8 protein-coding genes are annotated in these 5,804 nt (G+C 75.5%); 3 read left to right on the top strand and 5 right to left on the bottom strand.

The annotated features are described in order from the left end of the window. A partial coding sequence (locus tag JNW89_RS25350; RefSeq protein ID WP_238450803.1) for a DEDD exonuclease domain-containing protein occupies window positions 1–1,378 on the bottom strand: 1,378 nt, incomplete at its 3' end. Between the two features lie 127 nt (window positions 1,379–1,505). Between JNW89_RS25350 and JNW89_RS25355 the strand changes: the two genes are divergently transcribed. After that, entirely contained in the window at window positions 1,506–1,853 is a 348-nt protein-coding gene (locus JNW89_RS25355; protein ID WP_238450804.1) for a hypothetical protein, read from the top strand. Window positions 1,854–1,864: 11 nt separating this feature from the next. Here the strand turns inward: JNW89_RS25355 and JNW89_RS25360 are convergent, their stop codons facing one another. After that, window positions 1,865–2,794 carry an LLM class F420-dependent oxidoreductase gene (locus JNW89_RS25360; RefSeq protein WP_238450806.1) on the bottom strand — a complete coding sequence of 310 codons (930 nt, stop codon included), beginning with the start codon at window positions 2,792–2,794 and terminating at the stop codon, window positions 1,865–1,867. Between the two features lie 96 nt (window positions 2,795–2,890). On the opposite strand from JNW89_RS25360, the gene JNW89_RS25365 reads away from it, so the two are divergent. Together JNW89_RS25365 and JNW89_RS25370 are read left to right on the top strand one after the other, a co-directional pair. Beyond that, on the top strand, window positions 2,891–3,196 hold the full coding sequence (locus JNW89_RS25365; RefSeq protein ID WP_238450807.1) for a helix-turn-helix transcriptional regulator: 306 nt from the start codon (window positions 2,891–2,893) through the stop codon (window positions 3,194–3,196). Between the two features lie 2 nt (window positions 3,197–3,198). Further along, entirely contained in the window at window positions 3,199–3,741 is a 543-nt protein-coding gene (locus JNW89_RS25370) for an SRPBCC family protein (RefSeq protein WP_238450809.1), read from the top strand. Between the two features lie 16 nt (window positions 3,742–3,757). On the opposite strand, the gene JNW89_RS25375 is transcribed toward JNW89_RS25370, so the two are convergent. The 3 genes from JNW89_RS25375 to JNW89_RS37360 all read right to left on the bottom strand — a co-directional run. Next, window positions 3,758–3,922, bottom strand: a complete 165-nt coding sequence (locus tag JNW89_RS25375; protein ID WP_238450811.1) for a hypothetical protein — start codon at window positions 3,920–3,922, stop codon at window positions 3,758–3,760. Between the two features lie 31 nt (window positions 3,923–3,953). Further along, on the bottom strand, window positions 3,954–4,607 hold the full coding sequence (locus JNW89_RS38170) for a response regulator transcription factor (RefSeq protein WP_238450813.1): 654 nt from the start codon (window positions 4,605–4,607) through the stop codon (window positions 3,954–3,956). Further along, a partial coding sequence (locus tag JNW89_RS37360) for a sensor histidine kinase (RefSeq protein ID WP_305070539.1) occupies window positions 4,604–5,804 on the bottom strand: 1,201 nt, incomplete at its 5' end. The genes JNW89_RS38170 and JNW89_RS37360, both read right to left, overlap by 4 nt.

The following is a 5,804-nucleotide window of genomic DNA, read 5'->3' on the forward strand; positions in this document are numbered from 1 at the left end:
TGCGTACGCTCGCCCGCAGCACCGCCGCCAGCCGGGAGCGCACCACCGCCGCCTCCTCGTAGCGCTGGCCCGCCGACAGCGTCTCGATCCGGGCGAGCAGGGCGTCGACCACCACCTGCGGGTCGCTGGCCGTCGCCGTGCGGAACGGGGCGGCGGCGCGGTGGTCGTACTCCTCGGGGGTGATCCGGTGCTCGCAGGGCGCCGGGCAGCGACCCAGCTCGGCCAGCGCGCAGGCCGGCGTGACCGTGCGCAGCGAGAGCCGGTGGGTGCACTGGCGCAGCGGGACGGCGTCGTGGAAGCCGGCGGCAGCCAGCTCGGCGGCCTGCTTGGAGCGGAACGGCCCCAGGTACGCGGTGTCGCCGGGGGCGAGGCTGCGCACCACCGACAGCCGTGGATAGGGACCGTCGGTCAGCTTGAGCCAGACCATCCGCTCGGGGAACTTGGAGCGCCGGTTGTACGGCGGGGCGTGCGCCGCGATCAGCCGCAGCTCCCGGACCTCGGCCTCCAGCGGGTGGGCGCACTCGACCGCCTCCACCCGCTCGGCGGCGGCCAGCATCTCCGAGATCCGGGCCCGCTTCTCCGCCGCGGTGAAGTAGCTGCGCACCCGGGTGGCGATGTCGCCGGAGGTGCCGACGTAGAGCGGCCGGTCGTCGGCGGCCCGGAAGATGTAGACCCCGGGCACCTTGGGCAGGCCCTCGGCGAGGTGCCGCTTGCGGCGCTGGGTGGGGGTGACCGCGCGGGCGAACTCGATGGCCTCGCCGACCGTGTCCACCCGGTGCCCGCCCAGCCGCGCGATCAGCCCGTGCAGCACGTCGACGGTGGCCTTCGCGTCGTCCAGAGCGCGGTGGGTGGGCTGGGTGGCGGTGCGGAAGTAGGCGGCGAGGGTGCCGAGCTTGCGGTTGGGCACCTCGTCGCGGGTGAGCACCCGGCGGGCCAGGGCGGCGGTGTCGAGCACCCGCGGGTTGGGCCAGCGGTAGCCGTGCTTCGCGCAGGCCGCCTTGAGGAAGCCCACGTCGTAGGGGGCGTTGTGGGCGACCAGCACGGCGTCGGAGATGAACTCCAGGAAGCTCGGCAGCACCTGCTCGATCGGCGGGGCCGGGATCAGCATGGCCTGGGTGATGCCGGTCAGCACGGTGATGAACGGCGGGATCGGCACCCCCGGGTTGACCAGGGTGGCCAGCACGCCCAGCTCCTCGCCGCCGCGCACCTTGACCGCGCCGATCTCGGTGATGCCGCCGCCGTCCGGGGCGCCGCCCGTCGTCTCCAGGTCGACCACCACGAAGGTCGTCGCGTAGAGCGGCAGCGCCGGGTCCACCCCGCCGCCCGCTGTCGGATCCAGACCGGCCAGCGTCTGCTGGACGTACTCGCCAGGTGCCACGCGCGGCAGGCTAGCGGCCCGGTCCGACACTCCCGTCGCAGCGGTCCCAGCCGTCACCGCCGGTCTAGGATGAGAGATCGGCTCACTCACCCGGCGGTGGGCCCGGTCGCGGTGGGAGACTTGCCCCATGCCCCTCACCGAGCCGTACGACGACCACCTCCCGGAGGAGGGGTCGTCCGCCGCCGCGCCCGAGGGCGGAGCGGAACCGGGTGCGGGGGCGCCCGAGCCGGAGCCCACCCCGCCGACCCCCGGCCCGCCGCCGCGCGCGGCCGGGCCGGGTGCGGTCTCGATCGTCACCCACCACGTGGACGGGTCGACCCAGGTGGTCACCGACCTGGACGGCGACGGGATCGCCGACGTGGTGCAGTTCGATCTGGACGGCGACGGCGTCCCGGACATCACCTATCTGGACAGCGACCGGGACGGCCGGCTGGACACCGTGCTGCGCGAGCCGGGCGGCCTGCGGGCGCGCTGACCGGCCGGCGCTCAGAGCTGCGGCATCACCTCCGCGGCGACCAGCTCCAGGTGGTCCAGGTCGGTGAGGTCCAGCAGCTGGAGGTAGATCCGCTCGCTGCCGGCCTCGGCGTACCGGCCGATCTTGTCGACCAGTTCGGCCGGGGTGCCGGCGAGGCCGTTGTCGCGCAGCTCGGCGGGCTCCCGGCCGATCGCCTCGGCCCGGCGGGCGACCTCGGCCTCGTCGCGTCCGCAGCAGAGCACCAGGGCGTTGGACCAGCGCATGGTGGCCGGGTCACGGTCGATCTCCGCGCACGCCTCGCGAACCCGGGCGATCTGCGCGACGGTGTCCTCGATCGAGGCGAAGGGCAGGTTGAACTCGTCGGCGTAGCGGGCGGCCAGCCGCGGGGTGCGCTTCGGCCCCATCCCGCCGAGCAGGATCGGCGGGCGCGGTTGCTGCACCGGCTTGGGCAGCGCCGGCGAGTCGGTGACCGGGTAGTACGTCCCGGGGTGGTCGAAGGTCTTGCCGACCGGCGTCGCCCAGAGCCCGGTGATGACCGCCAGCTGCTCCTCCAGCCGCGCGAACCGCTCCCCGAGCGTCGGGAACGGGATGCCGTACGCGGTGTGCTCCTCGGCGTACCAGCCGGTGCCGATGCCCAGCTCGACCCGGCCGCCGCTCATCTGGTCGACCTGCGCCACGGTGATGGCGAGCGGTCCGGGCAGCCGGAAGGTGGCCGCGGTCATCAGCGTGCCGAGCCGGATGCGGGAGGTGTCGCGGGCCAGGCCGGCCAGCGTGGTCCAGGCGTCGGTCGGCCCGGGCGCCCCGCTCACCGCGCCCATCCTCAGGTAGTGGTCGGAGCGGAAGAAGGCGCCGTACCCGGCATCCTCGACGGCGCGGGCCACGGCGAGCAGCTGGTCGTAGCTGGCGCCCTGCTGGGGTTCGGTGAAGATCCGCAGTTCCATGCGCCGAGCATATGGAGGCGGCGGCGCCGTCGCCTCCGGTCCTGGACGAACCTTCATTCCTTGACAGGCATATGAGCGATGCGGCATATTGTGGCGGTGTCCGTCGACGCCTTCGCCGTGCTGGCCGAGCCCACCCGACGCCGGATCCTCGACGCGCTGCGCCGCTCGGAGTGCAGCGTCGGCGAGCTGGTCGACGTGCTGGGCATGAGCCAGCCGGCCGTCTCCAAGCACCTCAAGGTGCTGCGCGAGGCCGGCTTCGTCTCCTGCCGCACGGCCGCGCAGCACCGCATCTACCGCCTCGACGTACGCCCGTTCCGCGCCGTGGACGGCTGGCTCGCGCCGTACCGCGAGATGTGGACCGCGCACCTGGACGCCCTGGAGCGCCACCTCGACAAGGAGTGACCATGGACCGCGACTCGTTCCGCCCCGGCCCGCCGGCCGAGATCGACGCCGAGCCCGCCGGCGACCGGTGGACGCTGCTGTTCGTCCGCGAGCTGCGGCACGCGCCGGAGAAGGTGTGGGCGGCGCTGACCGACCCGGCCCGGCTGCGCGAGTGGGCGCCGTTCCTGGCCGACCGCGACCTCGGCGCCCCGGGCGCCGCGACGCTCACCATGGTCGACGGCGACACGGCCGTGGCGCAACCCGCGACGGTACGCCGGGCCGAGCCACCCCACCTGCTCGAATACACCTGGGGTGACGACCTGCTCCGGTGGGAGCTGACCCCGTCCGGCACCGGCACCCGGCTGGTGCTGCGACACACCCTCGCCGAGCGGGGAATGCTACCGATGGTGGCCGCCGGCTGGCACCTCTGCCTCGACGTCGCCGACCACCTGCTGGCCGGCGACCCGGTCGGCCCGATCCGGGGCGCGGAGGCGAAGGACTTCGGCTGGGCGGAGCTGCGCGACACGTACGCCGGTCGACTCGGCGGGCAACCGCCTCGGCCCTGATCCGCCGTACCCCTCCTCAGGCACCGCGCGGCGCCGGGACGGGATCGGGCAGGGTGATCGCGTTCGCGGCCCGGCGGATCGGCTCGGCGACCCGCCCGATCATGCGGTCCCGCCCGGGCAGGTGCGGCAGCAGCCGGAGCATCAGGAACTGGAACCGGATCTGCGCCGTCGAGCCGAGCACCCGGAATTCGGGAGCTGACCCGGCGCCGGGCTCAGGGCTGACCGAGTCCCGCCTCCCGAGCGCGGACGATGGCCTGGCTGCGGTCGGCGACCTGGAGCTTGGTGAGCACGTTGGACAGGTGGTTGCGCACGGTCTTCGGGCTGAGCGTCAGCCGCCGCGCGATGATGACGTTGCTCAGTCCCTGGGCGACCAGGTCCAGCACCTCCCGCTCCCGGTCGGTCAGCTCCGGGAACGGCGCCGCCACCCCGGAGCGCGCCCCGGCGAGGAAGCTGACCGCCCGGGCGGCGACCACCGGCCCGAGCAGCACCTCGCCGTTGGCGACCGCCCGGACGGCCCGGTCGACCTCCGCCGGGGCGGCGCCCTTGAGCAGGTAACCCCGCGCGCCGGCGCGCAGCGCGGCGAAGACCCAGTCGTCGTCGTCCAGCATGGTCACCACCAGCACGCCGGTGCCCGGGTGCCGGGCCACGATCTCCCGGGTGGCCTCCACCCCGGACCGGCCACCCAGGTGCAGGTCCATCACCACCACGTCCGGGCGGTGCAGGTCCGCGACGCGCAGTGCCTCGTCGGCGTCGGCCGCCTCGCCGACCACCGCCAGCCCCGGCGTGGAGGCCAGCAGCGCCGTCATGCCGAGCCGGAACACCGGATGGTCGTCCACCACGGCGACCCGGATCACCTCCGCCGTCACGGCCGTACCGCCAACGCGCGATCCTCGCCGGCCCCGACTCCGGCCGGCGCCGCCAGTGCGACCACCGGCTCGCCGGCGGGCGCATCCGGCTCGACCGGCGGGAGGCGGTCGGCCGGCACCCGCACGGTGACCCGGGTCCCGCCCGGCTCGCCCGGGCCCACCACGCACACCCCGCCGATCCCCTCGGCCCGTTCCCGCATGGAGAGCATGCCCACCCCGGCCGGCGTCCCCGGGGTCACGCCCTTGCCGTCGTCGGTGACCCGGACGGTGAGCCCTGCGGCGTCCCGGGCCACGTCCACCCGGCACAGCATCGCGCCGGAGTGCCGGTGCGCGTTGCGGACCGCCTCGGAGACGATGCCGTAGACGGCGGTGGCGACCGGCTCCGGCAACGGCAGCGGCGCGGCGTCCACCAGCACCGCCAGGCCGGAGCCGTCGTACCGGCGGGCCAGCTCGTGCAGGGCCGGGGTCAGGCCGCGCTCGCCCAGCACCGGCGGCAGCAACCCCCGGGCCAGGTCGCGCACCTGTTCCACGCGCTGGTCGGTCTCCTCGCGCAGCCGGTCCAGCAGCTGCCCGGCGGCGGCCGGGTCGGCGGTGAGCAGGTTCCGGGCCGCCTGGAGGCCCAGCGCCACCCCGGCCAGCGCCGGTCCCAGGCCGTCGTGCAGGTCCCGGCGCAGCTTGCGCCGCTCCTCCTCGCGCGCCTCGGCCAGCCGGGACCGCGAGCCGGCCAGGGCCCGGCCGGTGGCGGCGAGGCTGGCCGCCGCCGAGACCAGCGGCAGCAGGTCCACCAGGGCGGCCCGGGTACGTCCGTCCAGCCGCTCCCCCCGCGCGCGCCCAGGCGACCAGCCGGCCGATCTCCCGTTCGCCCCGGCGCAGCGGCAGCACCAGCGGTGCGCCCACCGGCCCGGTGACGCCACCGTGGGTGGTTGCCGCGTCCGGGCGTCCACCTCGATGTCGCAGGCGCCGAGCCGGAGCAGGTCGGTGAGGCTCTGCGCCACCCCGGTCAGCGCGTCGGCGGCGTCCTCGGCGGCGCTGATCCGGTGCCCGACACCGCGTACCACGCCGAGCGGCTCGACCGCCTCGCCGTGGATCAGCCGGTCCACCCCGCGCTGCACCCGGGCCCGGACGGGGTGGACGCCGATCGCGACCAGCGCGGTGACCAGCGCGCCCGGCACCGCCGGTGGCGTCGGCAGCAGCGCG

The sequence above is a fragment of the Micromonospora sp. 4G55 genome, from assembly GCF_016803375.1.